The sequence below is a fragment of the Pseudomonas trutticola BRTCR10 genome (assembly GCF_056155105.1).
In genome coordinates this window covers 993,730-1,010,733 of record NZ_CM149552.1, presented here as the reverse complement: position 1 = coordinate 1,010,733, position 17,004 = coordinate 993,730, and the positions used below count along the sequence as shown (strand labels likewise).

Below are 17,004 nucleotides of genomic sequence, written 5' to 3'. Positions count from 1 at the left end.
CATGTCACTGCTAGAAATCAAGAATCTCAACGTTCGCTTCGGCGACAAGACTGCTACGCCGGTTGTCGATGGACTCGATTTGAAAGTCGACAAAGGCGAAGTGCTGGCGATCGTCGGCGAATCGGGCTCGGGCAAATCCGTGACCATGATGGCGCTGATGGGCCTGATCGAGCATCCCGGCATTGTGACCGCCGACTCGCTGAGCTTTGACGGCAAAGACATGCTCAAACTGAGCAACCGTCAGCGTCGACAAATCGTCGGCAAAGACTTGTCGATGGTGTTCCAGGACCCGATGACCGCGCTCAACCCGAGCTACACCGTCGGTTTCCAGATCGAAGAAGTGCTGCGCCTGCACCTGAAAATGTCCAGCAAACAAGCGCGCAAACGTGCCATCGAACTGCTGGAAAAAGTCGAAATCCCGGGCGCCGCCAGCCGTATGGACGCCTATCCGCACCAACTCTCCGGCGGTATGAGCCAGCGCGTCGCCATCGCCATGGCGATTGCCGGCGAGCCGAAACTGCTGATTGCCGATGAGCCGACCACTGCTTTGGACGTAACGATCCAGGCACAGATCATGGACCTGCTGCTGGCGTTGCAGAAAGAACAGAACATGGGCCTGGTGCTGATCACCCACGACCTCGCGGTCGTGGCTGAAACCGCCCAGCGCGTGTGCGTGATGTACGCCGGTCAAGCCGTTGAAGTCGGTCAGGTGCCACAACTGTTCGACATCCCGGCGCACCCGTACAGCGAAGCGCTGCTCAAGGCGATTCCGGAACACAGCCAGGGCGCCGAGCGTCTGGCGACGCTGCCGGGCATCGTCCCGGGCCGTTACGACCGCCCGCAGGGTTGCCTGCTGTCGCCGCGCTGCCCGTACGTGCAGGACAGCTGCCGTGCGCAGCGTCCGACCCTTGATCCGAAAGCCAACAGCCTTGCCCGCTGCTTCTACCCGCTGAACCAGGAGGTGGCGTAATGGCCGTCGTACTTACCGCCCGCGACCTGACCCGTCACTACGAAGTCTCCCGTGGCCTGTTCAAGGGCCACGCGACCGTGCGCGCACTCAACGGCGTGTCGTTCGAACTGGAAGCCGGCAAGACTCTCGCGGTGGTCGGCGAGTCGGGCTGCGGCAAGTCCACCCTCGCCCGCGCCCTGACCCTGATTGAAGAGCCGTCGTCCGGCTCCTTGAAAATCGCCGGCCAGGAAGTGGCCGGCGCCGACAAGGCCCAGCGCAAACAGCTGCGCAAAGACGTGCAGATGGTGTTTCAGAGCCCGTACGCGTCATTGAACCCACGGCAGAAAGTCGGCGATCAACTGGCCGAGCCACTGTTGATCAACACCAACCTGAGTGCCGCCGAACGTCGCGAGAAAGTCCAGGCGATGATGAAGCAGGTCGGCTTGCGTCCCGAGCACTACCAGCGTTATCCGCACATGTTCTCCGGCGGTCAGCGCCAGCGCATCGCCCTGGCCCGGGCGATGATGCTGCAACCGAAAGTGCTGGTGGCAGACGAACCGACTTCGGCGCTGGATGTTTCGATTCAGGCGCAGGTGCTGAACCTGTTCATGGATCTGCAGCAGGAGTTCAACACCGCCTACGTGTTCATCTCGCACAACCTGGCGGTGGTGCAACACGTGGCCGATGACGTGATGGTGATGTACCTCGGTCGCCCGGTGGAAATGGGCCCGAAAGACGCCATCTACGAGCGTCCTCTGCACCCGTACACCCAGGCGTTGCTGTCGGCGACCCCGACCATTCACCCGGACCCGAACAAGCCGAAGATCAAAATCGTCGGCGAACTGCCCAACCCGCTGAACCCGCCGCCGGGCTGCGCTTTCCACAAGCGCTGCCCGTATGCGACCGAACGTTGCAGCACTGAAGAGCCGGCCTTGCGTGCGCTCGACAATCGGCAGGTGGCGTGCCACTACGCCGAGCAATTCCTCGACGGCGCGGCGTAACAAGAACGGGAGGACATGCAAAAAACTGTGGGAGCGGGCTTGCCCGCGATGACGTAGTGCCAGTCAACTGATTTGTCGTCTGGCACACCGCAATCGCGGGCAAGAACGCTCCCACATTGACCTCTTCGTTCATGAGTCAGAAGTTAACCAAACCCCTTCTCCTCCGATTGCGCATCAGTCGAGGCAGAAGGGGTTTTCTTTTGCCCGAAATCTACGTCTGGCTGTCGCCTTCGTCATCCGGATCATCAGTGTCCGGCTCGTCAGTGGTCGAGTCATCGTCATCGGCGGCGCCGCCCTGCCCCTGATCGCCCGGTTCGGATTCGGACTTGGCCAGCATCAACCCGCTATGCCCGACCTGCCCACTGAAGGCCTGAGAATCGTGATCCTCGCACTCGGCCCAGGCCGTCGCGGTGCCGAGGGACAGCATGACCATCACTTTCAACAGCAGTAAAACGCGTAGCAACCTGTTTTTCATGACCGATTCCATCCTGTGCAGGTGAAACAGCAATGCCGATCCGGCGCTGAATGAAATCTAGTTCCGATCAGCCGGCTTCACCAGATAGGACGCTAATGAACCCGCAGAAATGCCGTTGCCTGACAGACCTGTTTCGAATAACCGCCATAACCGGATCAACTAAACACCACGCGGCAGCACACTTCCAAGGGCTGGGCGCGTGGCCAGACAAGTCAGCGGAATGCTCATCAGCGCCAGCAACGCACTGGCCAGCCAAACGCTGTGCCCGCCAGCGTGGGCGTATAACTGACCACTGAGCACCGGCGACAACAGCGCGCTCGCGCTCCAACTCATGAAGAACAGGCCAAAGTACTGGCCGCTCTTGCCACCCTGCGCGTACTGCATGACCAGTACATTCAATGGCGGCATGAACAACGCCTCGCCCAATGTCCAGATCACCGTCGACAGGCAGACATAAAACAACCCGCTACCCAACGGCAACATGCCCAACCCGCAGGCCAGCAACACGGCGCCAGCTACCAGTTGCGCCCGCGCACTCCAGCGCTCGCCCCAATGGGCCAGCGGAATCTGCAGCGTCACCACCAGCAGCGCGTTGATGCCGAACTGCCAACCAATGGCCTCGGTGCTCAGCCGATAGTAATCCCGCAGATAGTTGCCGAGCGTGCTGTAGACCGTGTCGAACGCCATGCCGAGCACAACCGTCGCCGCCAATAGCCAGAGGAAGGGTTTGTCGCGGTAAGGCAAACCTGAAGCGGTTTCGGCTTTTACCTCAACGCTCAGCACCGGTCGCCGCCAGGTCGTGCGGACAAACCAAAACAAGGCCAGCACCGTCAGCGCCGCACTGGCAAAGAACACCCAACGAAAATCGACCTGCGCCAGCACCCCGCCAGCGACGCCGGCGGCGGCCATGCCAAGGTTTCGCGCAACCCGGCTCAGCGCTTGCGCGCGGGCACGTTGCGCGACCTCGCAATACTCCATGATCAAACGCTGATGCAGCGTTCGAATCGCCCCGTCGAGCACACCGCTGAACAGCAGCAATGCACCGAGCCACGCTACCTCCGTGACCAGCCCCAACAACAGCAGCGTCCACGCCGACAGGAAAAACAGAACCGCCGTCAGCCGCGCCGTGGAAAAACGGTCACTCAGCAAACCACCGACCATCGAACCGACCAACAGCCCCGCGCCGTAACCGGACAACAGCCAGCCAACCGTTTCAATCGCCAGCCCCAGTTCCTGACGCAGGTACAGCGCCATGAACAGCTTGACCATGCTGCTCAGCCGATTAATGAACAAAAGCGCGGCGAGCACCCAGGCCATGACACCGAAATAGCCGTTGATCCGCAGCAGATGAGTCAGTCGACTCGTCATTCCATTGACCTCTCAAAACGACTTGCGTGGACCTGAGACACTAACGGCCAGCTCGCCAGTTGTCGCGCTTAAGTACATCGAGACCACAAAAAACGGAGACACCCTACAGACTTCTGTAAAACAGCCTTCGACAACTCAACTGGATCGAGTGCACGCCATCAGAAATTGGTCACTGCCAGGCCGCCTTCGCGAGCAGGCTCACTCCTACAATTGAATCGCATGCAGCCTGCGACAAATGGGTCGGCTGGCAGGCCGCCATCGCTGGCAAGCCAGGCTCCCACAGGGATTGCATGCAGCCTGCAAGACATGGCGCGGCTGGTAGGCCGCCTTCGTCAGCAGGCTCGCTCCTACATTTGAATCGCATGCAGCCTGCGACAAATGGGTCGGCTGGCAGGCCGCCATCGCTGGCAAGCCAGGCTCCCACAGGGATTGCGTGCAGCCTGCGAGAAATGGGTCGGCTGGCAGGCCGCCTTCGCTGGCAAGCCAGGCTCCCACAGGGATTGCGTGCAGCCTGCGAGACATGGCGCGGCTGGCAGGCCGCCATCGCTGGCAAGCCAGGCTCCCGCAGGGATTGCGTGCAGTCTGCGAGAAATGGGTCGGCTGGCAGGCCGCCTTCGCAGGCAAGCCAGCACCCACAGTTTTGATCTATGTAAAGCACGCGGCGCATGCCGCCCCACTCAAAGGATGAGCGTTAGCTCGGCTGCAGCTCTTGATCTTGATCCACGGGCGACGTCGGCAGGCTGAGCGGAGGGATTGATCCGGGCATGGGAGCGCAGCGACCGTTTGGCGCAGCCAAACACATCGAGAGGAGGTGCAGCGAAGCAAACCGGAGGCGATGCGCCCGGATCGATCCCGGAGCGAAGGAACCCCGAGCCCCAGCGAGTGGGCCGAACGTTGGAGCAAGCGTTTTTTTGCTTACTTTTTTTAGGCGTTTGTAAAAAAAGTGAGTCGCCGTAAGGGCGAAACCTTAAGCCGCCATCACCAAAAAAACGGATATACACCCAAAACCAAACCAAAAAAAAAGCCCCCAAGGCATACACCTAGGGGGCTTTCGAACAACTCAGCTCAGCGCTTAATGATGCTCACGCGTAGCACGGAACTTCACATCCGGCCAACGCTCCTCCATCAACGCCAGATTAACCCGCGTCGGCGCAAGGTAGGTCAGATGCCCACCGCCATCCAATGCCAGGTTCTCCACAGCCTTGTTGGAAAACTCCTCAAGCTTCTTCTTGTCGTCACATTCGATCCAGCGCGCCGAATACACAGTGATCGGCTCATAAGAGCACTCAACCTTGTATTCCTCTTTCAAACGACTGGCGACCACATCGAACTGCAGCACACCCACAGCACCAAGAATGATGTCGTTGCTACGCTCCGGGAAAAACACCTGAGTGGCGCCCTCCTCGGCCAATTGCTGCAAGCCCTGACGCAACTGTTTGGACTTCAGCGGATCACGCAGACGCACACGACGGAACAGCTCCGGGGCGAAGTGCGGGATACCGGTAAAGCCCAAAGTTTCGCCTTCGCTGAAGGTGTCACCGATCTGGATGGTGCCGTGGTTGTGCAGACCGATGATGTCGCCGGCATACGCCTCTTCCAGCTGCTCACGCTCGGAAGAGAAGAACGTCAGGGCGTCGCCGATGCGCACGTCCTTGCCGGTACGCACGTGGCGCATCTTCATGCCTTTCTCGTACTTGCCGGAGCAGATACGCATGAAGGCGATACGGTCACGGTGTTTCGGGTCCATGTTCGCCTGGATCTTGAAGATGAAGCCCGAGAACTTCTCCTCCACCGGCTCCACGGTGCGCTCGTTGGCGACACGGGCCAGTGGACGCGGCGCCCAATCCACCACAGCATCAAGCACGTGGTCGACACCGAAGTTGCCCAATGCAGTACCGAAGAACACCGGGGTCAGTTGACCGTCGAGGAACTCCTGCTGGTTGAACTCGTGGCAGGCGCCCTGCACCAGTTCCAGCTGTTCGATGAAACGCTCGTACTCGTCACCCAGGTGCGCGCGCGCCTCGTCGGAGTCGAGTTTCTCGATGATCTTGGTTTCGGTGCGTTCGTGACCGTGACCGGCGGTGTAGACAATGATGTAGTCGTCGGCCAGGTGGTACACGCCTTTGAAGTCGCGGTAGCAACCGATCGGCCAGGTGATCGGCGCTGCCTTGATCTTCAGAACGGCTTCGATTTCGTCGAGCAATTCGATCGGGTCGCGGATGTCACGGTCGAGTTTGTTGATGAAGCTGACAATCGGCGTGTCACGCAGACGGCAGACGTCCATCAGCGCGATGGTCCGTGGCTCAACGCCCTTACCGCCGTCGAGAACCATCAATGCCGAGTCCACCGCCGTCAGGGTGCGATAGGTATCTTCGGAGAAGTCTTCGTGGCCCGGGGTGTCGAGCAGGTTGACCATGTGGTCGCGATACGGGAACTGCATGACCGACGTGGTAATGGAAATACCCCGTTGTTTCTCCATCTCCATCCAGTCGGATGTCGCATGGCGGTCGGATTTTCGGGATTTCACCGTACCGGCCACTGCAATCGCCTTGCCCATCAACAGGAGCTTTTCGGTGATCGTGGTTTTACCGGCATCGGGGTGGGAAATAATGGCGAAAGTGCGGCGTTTCGCGACTTCGGCGGCCTGGTTGGTCATGGGAAATCGCCTGGCGGTGATTCAAAAAAGGGCCGCGATTATAGCCCAACTCGATGCAATAACCGAACCGTTGAGCACATTAAGGGTGGCCAAATGCTGCCGCAGGTGGGAACCTTTTAAAGCACGGAGACGTCCATCCCCTGTTACGAATTTTCGTCAGGGGCTGAAAAATCAGCAAGTTAGCCTGACGAGGCTGCGCTCATGGCTCGCTTTCAGACCGCTTTTTGCCGGTGCTGAGGGAGCTGCTTCTCGCGAACGTTTATTTCCCGGCAGCCAGGCATGGCATGCCACTCGGGACGGCGTTCGCCGACTATAAAAAAGGAGTCCGCCTGTGGCTATCCGCTATGGCAAAGGGCTGATGGGAGGTGCGGTGGTGATCGCGCTCCTGGCCCTGCTGGTCCACTGGATCGGCATCAACACGATCGAACACTACCGCGACGATTTGTTGTTTTACCTGCAAGCTCATCTGATTCTCGTCCTCGCTTCAATGCTGGCCGCCCTTGTCGTGGGCATCCCCGCCGGTATCTTTCTCAGTCGCCCGACCATGGTCGGCCGCGCTGAACGCTTCATGCAGATCTTCAATATCGGCAACACCGTGCCACCGTTGGCCGTACTGGCGATTGCCCTGGGGATACTCGGCATCGGCAGTGGTCCGGCGATCTTCGCTTTATTCCTCGCCTCGTTGCTGCCGATTGTGCGCAACACCTACGAAGGCCTGAAAAACGTCCAGGGTTCGCTGAAAGAAGCCGCCGTCGGCATCGGCATGACCCCGCGTCAGGTCCTGTGGCAAGTCGAGCTGCCCAACGCCGTGCCGATCATTGTCGGTGGCGTGCGTGTCGCGCTGGCGATCAACGTCGGGACCGCGCCGCTGGCGTTCCTGATCGGTGCCAACAGCCTCGGCAGCCTGATCTTCCCCGGCATCGCCCTGAACAATCAGCCGCAACTGCTGCTCGGCGCCGCGTGCACCGCGCTGCTGGCCTTGCTGCTCGATGGCGTCGTCACCCTCGCCAGCCGTCTCTGGCTGGAACGCGGTTTGCGCCCGTCTTAAGGCTTTTGCGAAGGAATGAATATGAAACGACTTAGCTTGATCTTAAGTTGCGTCCTGCTGTTCGCAGGATTGGCGCAAGCCGCTGAAAAACCCGTGATCCGCCTCGGCGCCCGGGTCTTCACCGAGCAAACCCTGCTCGCGGAAATCACCGCCCAATACCTGCGCAACAAAGGTTACGACGCGCAGATCACTGGTGGTCTGGGCAGCAACCTCGCCCGTAGCGCCCACGAAAGCGGACAACTGGACATGCTCTGGGAATACACCGGCGTGTCGCTGGTGGCCTACAACCATGTCACCGACAAACTCGACAGCGCACAGTCCTACGCCCGGGTGAAGGAACTCGACGCGAAAAAAGGCCTGATCTGGCTGACGCCGTCGAAATTCAGCAACACCTACGCCCTCGCCCTGCCGAAAAACGTCGCCGAGGCCTATCCGCAGATCAACAACATCAGCCAGTTGAACGAGGTCCTGCGCGCTGAAGCCAAGACCAACCACCTGGTGGCACTGGACACCGAGTTCGCCAACCGCTCCGACGGTCTGGACGGCATGGTCAAGCTCTACGACATGAACCTGACCCGCAAGAACATCCGCCAGATGGACGCGGGGCTGGTCTACACCGCGCTGCGTAACGGCCAGGTGTTTGCCGGTCTGGTCTACACCACGGACGGTCGCCTCAACGCCTTCGGCCTGAAGCTGCTGGAAGACGACAAGCACTACTTCCCCGACTACACCGCCGCGCCGGTGGTGCGTCAGGCCTACCTCGACGCCCATCCGCAACTGGCCGAGCAGCTCAAGCCGCTGGCCGAACTGTTCGACGACGAAACCATGCGCCAGCTCAACGCGCGGGTCGATGTCGATCACGAAAGCCCTTCGAAAGTTGCCGCCGACTTCCTGCGCCAACATCCGCTGAATTAAGAGAGGAGAAGTCATGGAATTCCTGAACGCCTTTTCCCATCTCGACTGGCAGCAGGTGATGCACCTGACCTGGCAGCACATCACCCTGGTCGGCATCGCCGTGACCCTGGCCATCGTCGTCGGCGTACCGCTGGGCATTTTGATGACGCGTTTCCCGAGCCTCGCCGGGCCGTTGCAGGCCAGCGCCACGGTGCTGCTGACCGTACCGTCGATTGCGCTGTTCGGTCTGCTGCTGCCGTTCTACTCCAAGTTCGGCCAGGGCCTCGGCCCGATGCCGGCAATTACTGCTGTATTCCTTTATTCACTGCTGCCGATCATGCGCAATACCTACCTCGCCCTCACTGGCGTGGAACCGGGTATCCGTGAAGCCGCACGCGGCATCGGCATGACCTTCGGCCAGCGCCTGCGCATGGTCGAGTTGCCGATTGCCGTGCCGGTGATCCTCGCTGGTGTGCGCACCGCGGTGGTGATGAACATCGGCGTGATGACCATCGCCGCGACCATCGGCGCCGGCGGCCTCGGTGTGTTGATCCTCGCTTCCATCAGCCGCAGTGACATGTCGATGCTCATCGTCGGCGCGCTGCTGGTCAGTCTTCTGGCGATCTTCGCCGACCTCCTCCTGCAGTGGCTGCAACGCACGCTGACTCCAAAAGGACTCCTCAAATGATCGAACTTCAAAACCTCAGCAAGACCTTCCAAAGCAACGGCAAAGATGTCAAAGCCGTGGACTCGGTGAGCCTGACCGTCAATGAAGGCGAAATCTGTGTGTTCCTCGGGCCATCGGGTTGCGGCAAAAGCACCACGCTGAAGATGATCAACCGCCTGATCAAACCGACCTCGGGCAAGATCCTCATCAACGGCGAAGACACCACCGACCTCGACGAAGTGACCCTGCGTCGCAACATCGGCTACGTGATCCAGCAGATCGGCCTGTTCCCGAACATGACCATCGAAGAGAACATCGTCGTCGTGCCAAAACTGCTCGGCTGGGACAAACAGAAATGCCACGACCGCGCCCGCGAACTGATGAGCATGATCAAGCTGGAGCCCAAGCAGTATCTGCATCGTTATCCGCGTGAATTGTCCGGCGGCCAGCAACAGCGCATCGGCGTAATCCGCGCACTGGCGGCGGATGCCCCGCTGTTGCTGATGGACGAACCATTCGGCGCGGTCGACCCGATCAACCGCGAGATGATCCAGAACGAGTTCTTCGAGATGCAACGGGCGCTGAACAAGACCGTGATCATGGTCAGCCACGACATCGACGAGGCGATCAAACTCGGCGACAAGATCGCAATCTTCCGTGCCGGCAAACTGTTGCAGATCGATCACCCGGACACCCTGCTCGCGCATCCGGCGGACGACTTTGTCAGCAACTTCGTCGGCCAGGACAGCACGTTGAAACGCTTGCTGTTGGTCAAGGCTGAAGACGCGGCGGATAACGCGCCGTCAGTGAGCCCGGAAACCCCGGTGGCCGATGCGCTGGAGTTGATGGACGAGCATGACCGTCGTTACGTGGTGGTCACCTGTGCCGAGAACAAGGCGCTGGGTTACGTGCGTCGTCGCGACCTGCACCGCCAGACCGGCACCTGCGCGCAGTACCTGCGTGAGTTCAACGCCACGGCGGCGTATGACGAGCATTTGCGCATCCTGCTGTCGCGCATGTACGAGTTCAACCGTTCGTGGCTGCCGGTCATGGATGCCGAACGAGTGTTCCTTGGCGAGGTGACGCAGGAGTCGATTGCGGCTTATCTGAGCTCGGGACGCTCGCGCGGGATGAAGACCAGTATCGTTTCGCCGGCTGAGGCAGTCGTCGCCTGATTAATCGGTAAAAACACAAAACCCTGTAGGAGTGAGCCTGCTCGCGATAGCGCAATATCAGTCAATGAAGATGTCGGCTGAAAAAAAGTCATCGCGAGCAGGCTCACTCCTACAGGATCGGGGGTGTTACCAAGTCATTCACAAGGCGGAAAAGAATCTCAACACCTGATAACCAGGCAGATCGTCTCGGCTACCTTATTCAATAGGCAAAATCCCCCACACACCCACCTCTCGCGGGCAACGTCGCCGATGTTGCGCCTATCACACTTACCCACGACTTAGCCGACAAAAGCAGCGAACGTGCAGGTATGTTTAACACTCGAAAATTCCCGGGGAACATCTGCCCGTCATCTCGGTCGGCTACAAAGAGTGATGAACGCGACGCACGTCAGAAGCGTGCAAAAACGCGACATTTTTAGTTGATCTCAGGCCCCTCACGCCCTAAAGTTCGCGCCGAACGTCCATGCTGGAAACGATCCATCCGGCTCAAGTACTGACGACGAGACAGCAAGGCCAAGGGCAGATAGCCCATGGCCTTTTTGCTTTCGGCGACATGCCTTGGGAAGTAGGCGAACCAAAGTGGGGATACGGAGGGCGTTCATTTGCACCCATTGATTATTAACGTTTGCCAGTAGGAGTTCCCAAGTATGTCGATCCAGGTCGAAGACTATTTCGCGCGCGCTACATTCGACAAAATGAAGGCGTTCGCCGACAAACAGGAAACCCCGTTCGTGGTGATCGACACCGCGATGATCGCTCAGGCCTACGATGACCTGCGCGCCGGTTTCGAATTCGCCAAGGTCTACTACGCGGTCAAGGCCAACCCGGCCGTCGAGATCATCGACCTGCTCAAAGAGAAAGGTTCGAGCTTCGACATCGCCTCTATCTATGAGCTGGACAAGGTGATGGATCGCGGCGTCAGCCCGGACCGTATCAGCTACGGCAACACCATCAAGAAATCCAAGGACATCCGCTACTTCTATGAGAAGGGCGTGCGTCTGTTCTCCACCGACTCCGAAGCCGACCTGCGCAACATCGCCAAGGCTGCGCCGGGTTCGAAAGTCTATGTGCGCATCCTCACCGAAGGCTCGACCACCGCTGACTGGCCACTGTCGCGCAAATTCGGCTGCCAGACCGACATGGCCATGGACCTGCTGATTCTCGCCCGCGACCTCGGCCTGGTGCCTTACGGCATCTCGTTCCACGTCGGCTCGCAACAGCGCGATATCAGCGTCTGGGACGCGGCGATTGCCAAGGTCAAAGTGATCTTCGAGCGTTTGAAAGAAGAAGACGGCATTCACCTGAAGCTGATCAACATGGGCGGCGGCTTCCCGGCCAACTACATCACCCGCACCAACAGCCTGGAAACCTACGCCGAAGAGATCATCCGCTTCCTCAAAGAAGATTTCGGTGATGACCTGCCGGAAATCATTCTGGAGCCGGGTCGTTCGTTGATCGCCAACGCCGGCATTCTGGTCAGCGAAGTGGTGCTGGTTGCACGTAAATCCCGCACCGCCGTCGAGCGTTGGGTGTACACCGATGTGGGCAAGTTCTCCGGCCTGATCGAAACCATGGACGAAGCGATCAAGTTCCCGATCTGGACCGAGAAGAAAGGCGAGATGGAAGAAGTCGTGATCGCCGGCCCGACCTGCGACAGCGCCGACATCATGTACGAGAACTACAAGTACGGCCTGCCGCTGAACCTGGCAATTGGTGATCGTCTGTACTGGTTGTCGACCGGCGCGTACACCACCAGCTATAGCGCCGTTGAGTTCAATGGCTTCCCGCCGCTGAAATCGTTCTACGTGTAAAGCGTCGTCAAATGAAAAGGCCCATGCATTCATGGGCCTTTTTTATTCGCTCAACCAGGTATCGAGATGGCTGATCATCGCGAGAGATTCGTCAGCCTCCTCTTTCGCGGCAGACAGATGGAAATTCAATTCCCCGAGCTTCCACACACGCTCTGCACGTAACAGCTCATAAATTGCAGTGTCTATGCGTAATCGTAACTCCTCGATAAATACGCTGACTTGCGCGGCCACGGCCCCTAATCCGTTAAACAAATCGGCAACACCCTTCTTGTATTCGGCGGCGCGCACCACGGGATCGGCTGAAGAATAGGCGATGTCCCAAGCCGGCGCAGTACGAGCGTCGCGAAACAACTCCTGGATAACGGTCGGCAGGCTATGACACTGGCAGGAACGATGATCCATTGCCCTGAAACAAACCGATCCCAGCCCGAACGAAGTCTCATGCACTTCGGCGATTGTATATTTGAGTTGTCCTGCCTCTGATCCGAGTTCGTAGAATCGAAGCGTCAACTCGTGAATCAGATGCGGCAAATCCGTTGGCGGAAACAACTTCCAGGTTTTTGATCGGGACAAACTGTACAACTTGAAATCCACCTGATTGATGGGTTCATTCCTTGAAGTACGCCTGCTTATTTCCAGGGATTCGCTGATAAACGTGGTGAGATCCGCAACATAACCTCTGCACCGGCGTTGTGCTTCGTTGATGCGTCCCCGGAAGTCTCGCAAACAACGCTCATTGAACGGCACGCTGTTCAGGCGCGAATCGCCAGCCAGTACCGTAGCTACATGACCGCTGGCTCTGCGACGTTCAAATACCAGGGGAATATTGTTGAAGGTCTGTGGAACCGACCCTAGATACGCCGTGTAGCGATCCAGCACGAGCCGCTGTGCGTCGGAAAATTCATAGGCAAGTCTATTCATGGCTATTCAGGAGGCGATGGGCGCATTGCCCACCGCCCCGACTCCTTACTGTTGAACAGCCTTCAGGTACTTGACCACGTCGCTGATCCGGGCAACCGCATCAGCAGCTCGCGCCTCGACCGGCACTGCCTTGTCCTGCCTGAAATTCCGGCTGAAGGACTCGAACCCGGCCACCAGATTCGAAAACTCGTTCACATAGCTCCAGCGCCCGTCATCCAACTGGTCGAGAACCTCGACCAGTTGAATTTTCCCCTCAGTCTGGGCGATGTCATTTGCGTATTTCTTCACTTGCGCGCGCAAGTCTGCCGCTTTGTCCTTGAGCCTGTTGTAGCCCGCCAACATGTTCAGGAACGAAATCGATTCACCGATGCCGGAGACGATTTTTTTCAGGGTGTCGATCGCCAGCAGTGCAACGGCAACCTGCGGCGGTGCCATACCCAGAGCTTTCAGACTGTCCAGGGATAACTTCGCTTCCTTGCCGATCTTCTCCACACCGGCTTTAGTGATCAAGTCGATGCCTTCGGCCACCGATTTCATCTCTGCTTCCAGAGCGGTCACTTTCTCTTCAGCTTTGATTTTCAGCGTTCGCGTAGCGTCCAGGTCCTGTTGCAGTGTCGCAATCCATTCCTGCGAAGTTTCCCGGTCATAAGCGGTGTTCATGCCATTGCGGGTACTCTTCAGATCTTCGGCGCACTCGGCGATTTTTTTGAAAACCAACTTGAGCTCGCCCTCCATGTCCTCTCGAACCTCATCGGCATCCTCTGGATAAGCAAGTTCAGCCTGATAACCCTTCAATTTGGTCTGGGCACGTTCCAGGTGGATGATATTGGCCTGGGACTGGTTACGCATATCAAACGTCGTTTTCTGGATAGCCACCGCCAGCTCATTCATGGTGCGGACAGTGCCAGGCAAATAATTGAACTGTTCAAACAGCATTTGCGCCGTGGTGTTGCTTTCCTGAACCGCTGCGGCATGAACACGCAAGGCCACTACATTGAAATCCTGACTGCTGGAATTATTGCGCATCGATAACATGACCTTTTTACTCCTGAATGTTTGAAAGTTGCTTCCATACTCTTTTTCAGCCGCTGCAAACACGCCCAGGAGCTGATCGGAACTTGATTTGATTTGTTCCCAAGGTTCGATAATGCCAACAATCTGGTTTTTGAACCTTCGCAGGGAGGTGGCCTCCTGAAGTTGATCAACTTCTTTGGCGGATGCACTGACGTAAGTACTGAGCGCATTCCATACCAGCATCAGGTTCTGAGTCGCCACTTCAGCTTCAATCGCCACATAAGTCAGGTTTTGCAAGTCATCGCGAACTTTGTTCAACGACTTCAGCGTCTGGCTTTTACTGGCCATCTTCTGATTGGCAAGCTGTTGCTCTTCTTTCAGCATGTTCCGTTCCTTGCGGATCGACTCAGCTTTTACGCCCTGATAAATACCCAGAATCAAGCCACCGATATTCAGGGTCGCGGCAGACTTGATGGCTTCCTGCACAAGTTGATCATATTGCTTGTTGAGCCCATCGATCTCTTTCGAGCGCTGATCGATGTCGTTCTGCAGCAATTTAATGTCCGCTTGATAGGTATTCTTCAGCACAAACTCCATGCGCAGCCGGATTTCCGGCAATACTTTCTCGCGCATATCAATGCCAAAGCTGTCGAGTTCAGCGCGGACTCGCTCGGCTTTCTGGTGGCACTGCCTGACTTTTGCCAGCATGTCGTTGAGGTAGCCCTTGATGTCCGGAACATCGTCAGCCGACAAAGTGAGAGCAGGAAGATCGGGGATCTGTCGCTTGAGCGCCAGGTACTGCTCCGGCGTGGTGATATCGTGCTCTTCCAGATACCTCGAGGCTTTCAGATCATCATAGATCTCGACGATGCCCCGGCCCGTGCGCAGGATGCTGCCGGCAAAAATCTTCAGGTCGGTACCCGTGAGCATGATTTGCTCACGCAATGGCGACCAGCGCCTGGCATGGTCATACGTCATTGTGAATGTACGCAGAAAGTCCGCAGGCTTGAGGCCTACGCCACCGACATCACCGGCACCGTAGTTCAGATAGGAAATGACATCCTGAATCCGGACGGGCAATGAAAGCCCAAGAACTTCATACTTCCTTAAACTGATAATTTGCTCTTTGGTCAACTGGATACCGGTACCCCGGTTATATTCCTCACCCTCTCCCAGCGATGCATTGACAAATATTTGAGGCGCTTTGGCGGCAGCCTCGACAATCTTGCTGTCGATCTTCGACTCCATGAAAGACTCCTTGTCTTCTTCGGATAATGGTTTGATTTAGTTTGCAGACGATGCCAGCGAGATAATTAATCCAACTTGCTTATAGCCATCGACAAACAGAACCTAGAGCATCAGAAGGAAGAACAACAAGTTCTAAAATATTAGAATTCAAGACAACGGATAGAAAAACACTAACTTCAACAAGTACAAACAACAACATTCAAAGCCAACAACCTAGTTCAACCCTTACAAGGCAACCAGCTCGCTCAAGCGCAATCGGTAGGCATCTGCAAGTTCACGAAACTGCGGGTGCTGCGCATTCATCAATGATTCACTGGCGACCCGCAAAAAGTTCACGTTACCCCCGACCAGCGCTTTGCGCAGCCAGCCAAGTGCTTCTTCGACATGCCCCGCGTCCGCCAGTACCGCCGCATGGCTGAACTGCCCGCGAAAATCCCCGCCCTCGGCGGAGCGCCGATACCAGTCTCGCGCGGTTGCCCGATCTTGTGGACAGAACTGACCTTCTTCCAGGTAGCGGCCGAGCAGATTCATCGATTTGGCGTGACCTGCTTCAGCCGCACGTCGATATAACGCCAACGCCTGACGCTGATCCACCGCAACACCGCGCCCGGTCGCCAGCAGATTGGCCAGGTTATACATCGCCCAGTCCAGCCCGGACTCGGCGGCGATCCGATAATGCGAGGCCGCCACCGAAGCATCAGCCACACAACCCCAACCCTGCTCATGACAACGGCCGAGCATGTTGCGCGCCATCAAATGCCCGCGCCCGGCCGCGATGCCGAACCAGCGCAGGGCCAGTGGTGGATCCTGCGCAATGCCTCGGCCATCGAGCAGGATCTGTCCGAGCAACGCCTGCGCTTCTACCTCACCCTCGCCCGCCGCCAGCAGAATCGCCTGCGCCGCGCGAGCCGGACTTTCCTCAAGCATCGCTGCCAGTCCCGAAGCGTCGAGGATTTCTTCGCGGCGCAGTTGAAAACTCATACCTCGACCCAGCGGCGCAACAGGTTGTGATAAGTGCCGGTGAGGCGAATCAGCGACGGGTGATCAGGCATGTACTGGGTGAGCTGTTGAATCGCGCCGTCCATTTCGAACAGCAACGCGCGCTGGCTGTCTTCGCGCACCAGGCTTTGCGTCCAGAAAAACGACGCATAACGCGCACCGCGAGTGACCGCATTGACCTTGTGCAGGCTGGTGCCGGGGTACAGCACCATGTCGCCGGCCGGCAGCTTCACCCGTTGCGTGCCGTAGGTATCGTGGATTTCCAGTTCGCCGCCGTCGTAATCCTCAGGCTCACTGAAAAACAACGTGGCCGACAAATCCGTGCGCACGCGCTCGATGCTGCCTTTGGGTTGGCGCACCGCATTGTCGATATGGAAATCAAAACTGCCCCCCGCCGTGTAGCAGTTCACTAACGGCGGGAACACTTTGTGCGGCAGCGCGGCAGACATGAACAGCGGATTTTTCCACAGCCGCTCCAGCATCGCCGCGCCGATTTCCTTGGCCAGCGGATGACCTTCAGGCAGTTGCAGATTGTGCTTGGCCTTGGCCGATTGATAGCCAGCGGTGATCTTGCCATCGGCCCAATCGGCCTGCTCCAGCGCCAGGCGAATGCGCTGCACTTCGTCTTTTTCAAACAGAGCGGGAATGTGCAGCAGCATGGCAATGTCACCTGATGGCAAAGAGGCGGCAATGGTATTGATTCTTATTGGCTGTGTACAACCCGCAAGACGAATGAACAGGCAAAAACCGTAAGGCTAAATTGTAAAGAATGTAAATT

General features: G+C 57.9%; 14 protein-coding genes. 7 read left to right on the top strand and 7 right to left on the bottom strand.

The window, feature by feature from the left end; all coding sequences use genetic code 11:
* Window position 1: 1 nt before the first annotated feature.
* Entirely contained in the window at window positions 2-970 is a 969-nt protein-coding gene (locus ACVVH8_RS04305; RefSeq protein WP_103303153.1) for an ABC transporter ATP-binding protein, read from the top strand.
* Window positions 970-1,950, top strand: a complete 981-nt coding sequence (locus tag ACVVH8_RS04300) for a peptide ABC transporter ATP-binding protein (protein WP_475228716.1) — start codon at window positions 970-972, stop codon at window positions 1,948-1,950. Before ACVVH8_RS04305 ends, ACVVH8_RS04300 begins: the two co-directional genes overlap by 1 nt.
* A gap of 211 nt (window positions 1,951-2,161) precedes the next feature.
* On the opposite strand, the gene ACVVH8_RS04295 is transcribed toward ACVVH8_RS04300, so the two are convergent.
* From ACVVH8_RS04295 to ACVVH8_RS04285, 3 genes are all read right to left on the bottom strand, one after another.
* Complete coding sequence (locus tag ACVVH8_RS04295) at window positions 2,162-2,425, bottom strand: hypothetical protein (RefSeq protein WP_103303155.1); 264 nt, start codon at window positions 2,423-2,425, stop codon at window positions 2,162-2,164.
* 159 nt (window positions 2,426-2,584) lie between these two features.
* Window positions 2,585-3,793 (bottom strand): MFS transporter, encoded by a 1,209-nt coding sequence (locus ACVVH8_RS04290; RefSeq protein WP_401304209.1) that lies wholly within the window; start codon window positions 3,791-3,793, stop codon window positions 2,585-2,587.
* A 1,072-nt stretch (window positions 3,794-4,865) separates the two neighbouring features.
* Window positions 4,866-6,449, bottom strand: a complete 1,584-nt coding sequence (locus ACVVH8_RS04285; protein WP_201235434.1) for a peptide chain release factor 3 — start codon at window positions 6,447-6,449, stop codon at window positions 4,866-4,868.
* 358 nt (window positions 6,450-6,807) lie between these two features.
* Between ACVVH8_RS04285 and ACVVH8_RS04280 the strand changes: the two genes are divergently transcribed.
* The 5 genes from ACVVH8_RS04280 to ACVVH8_RS04260 all read left to right on the top strand — a co-directional run bounded on the left by ACVVH8_RS04280 (window position 6,808) and on the right by ACVVH8_RS04260 (window position 12,044).
* A complete protein-coding gene (locus ACVVH8_RS04280; protein WP_169432591.1) occupies window positions 6,808-7,497 on the top strand; it encodes an ABC transporter permease in 690 nt (229 codons plus the stop codon).
* 21 nt (window positions 7,498-7,518) lie between these two features.
* The gene (locus ACVVH8_RS04275) at window positions 7,519-8,412 is read left to right on the top strand and encodes a glycine betaine ABC transporter substrate-binding protein (RefSeq protein ID WP_475228714.1); all 894 of its coding nucleotides are present in this window, start codon (window positions 7,519-7,521) and stop codon (window positions 8,410-8,412) included.
* Window positions 8,413-8,425: 13 nt separating this feature from the next.
* On the top strand, window positions 8,426-9,079 hold the full coding sequence (locus tag ACVVH8_RS04270) for an ABC transporter permease (protein ID WP_103303159.1): 654 nt from the start codon (window positions 8,426-8,428) through the stop codon (window positions 9,077-9,079).
* The gene (locus ACVVH8_RS04265; protein WP_064585939.1) at window positions 9,076-10,233 is read left to right on the top strand and encodes an osmoprotectant ABC transporter ATP-binding protein OsmV; all 1,158 of its coding nucleotides are present in this window, start codon (window positions 9,076-9,078) and stop codon (window positions 10,231-10,233) included. The genes ACVVH8_RS04270 and ACVVH8_RS04265 overlap by 4 nt, the downstream gene beginning before the upstream one ends.
* A 647-nt stretch (window positions 10,234-10,880) precedes the next feature.
* Window positions 10,881-12,044: a type III PLP-dependent enzyme gene (locus tag ACVVH8_RS04260; protein WP_007915304.1), complete on the top strand. Its 1,164-nt coding sequence runs from the start codon at window positions 10,881-10,883 to the stop codon at window positions 12,042-12,044.
* A gap of 42 nt (window positions 12,045-12,086) precedes the next feature.
* Here ACVVH8_RS04260 and ACVVH8_RS04255 read toward each other — a convergent pair whose 3' ends face one another.
* From ACVVH8_RS04255 to ACVVH8_RS04240, 4 genes are all read right to left on the bottom strand, one after another.
* Window positions 12,087-12,965 carry a hypothetical protein gene (locus tag ACVVH8_RS04255; protein WP_475228711.1) on the bottom strand — a complete coding sequence of 293 codons (879 nt, stop codon included), beginning with the start codon at window positions 12,963-12,965 and terminating at the stop codon, window positions 12,087-12,089.
* A 45-nt stretch (window positions 12,966-13,010) separates the two neighbouring features.
* The gene (locus tag ACVVH8_RS04250) at window positions 13,011-15,227 is read right to left on the bottom strand and encodes an alpha-xenorhabdolysin family binary toxin subunit A (RefSeq protein WP_475228708.1); all 2,217 of its coding nucleotides are present in this window, start codon (window positions 15,225-15,227) and stop codon (window positions 13,011-13,013) included.
* 225 nt (window positions 15,228-15,452) lie between these two features.
* Window positions 15,453-16,208 (bottom strand): tetratricopeptide repeat protein, encoded by a 756-nt coding sequence (locus ACVVH8_RS04245; protein ID WP_475228706.1) that lies wholly within the window; start codon window positions 16,206-16,208, stop codon window positions 15,453-15,455.
* On the bottom strand, window positions 16,205-16,885 hold the full coding sequence (locus ACVVH8_RS04240) for a Fe2+-dependent dioxygenase (protein ID WP_475228704.1): 681 nt from the start codon (window positions 16,883-16,885) through the stop codon (window positions 16,205-16,207). Before ACVVH8_RS04240 ends, ACVVH8_RS04245 begins: the two co-directional genes overlap by 4 nt.
* Window positions 16,886-17,004: the final 119 nt, after the last annotated feature.